A 671-nucleotide genomic window follows, 5' to 3' on the forward strand; every position below is an offset into this window, starting at 1 on the left:
TCGATCCGCGAGGTGTCCTCCACCACCGCCCAGGTCAACGAGGTGGCCAAGCTGGTGCTCAACGCCTCCAACTCGTCGATGAGCAACTCCGACGAGCAGGCTCAGCGCACCAACAGCGTGGCCGCGGCGATCAACGAGCTGGGCGCCGCCGCCCAGGAGATCGCCCGCAACGCCGCCGACGCCTCCCAGCAGGCCTCCGAGGCGCGGGTGCAGTCCGAGGACGGCCGTCAGGTGGTCGAGCGCACCATCCGCTCCATGAGCGACCTGTCGAGCAAGATCAGCGCCTCCTGCGTGCACATCGAGACGCTCAACAGCAAGACGGTGAACATCGGGCAGATCCTCGAGGTGATCAAGAGCATCTCCCAGCAGACCAACCTGCTGGCGCTCAACGCGGCCATCGAGGCGGCGCGGGCGGGCGAGGCCGGGCGCGGCTTCGCGGTGGTGGCCGACGAGGTGCGCAACCTGGCGCACCGCACCCAGGAGTCGGCGCAGGAAATCCAGAAGATGATCGAGGAGTTGCAGGTGGGCTCGCGCGAGGCGGTGAGCACCATGACCGAGAGCCAGCGCTACAGCGAGGAGAGCGTGGAAATCGCCAACCAGGCGGGCGAGCGGCTGGGCAGCGTGACCCAGCGCATCGGCGAGATCGACGGGATGAACCAGTCGGTGGCCAC

Annotated in this window: 1 protein-coding gene; it reads left to right on the forward strand. The window is 68.3% G+C overall.

Features of this window, described 5'->3' with window-relative positions; genetic code table 11:
* On the forward strand, window positions 1-671 hold a 671-nt coding region (locus tag OGL92_RS22055; protein ID WP_263148026.1), incomplete at both ends, for a methyl-accepting chemotaxis protein.

This window comes from Pseudomonas sp. RIT-PI-AD (assembly GCF_025642785.1).
Classification (GTDB): Bacteria; Pseudomonadota; Gammaproteobacteria; order Pseudomonadales; family Pseudomonadaceae; genus Pseudomonas_T.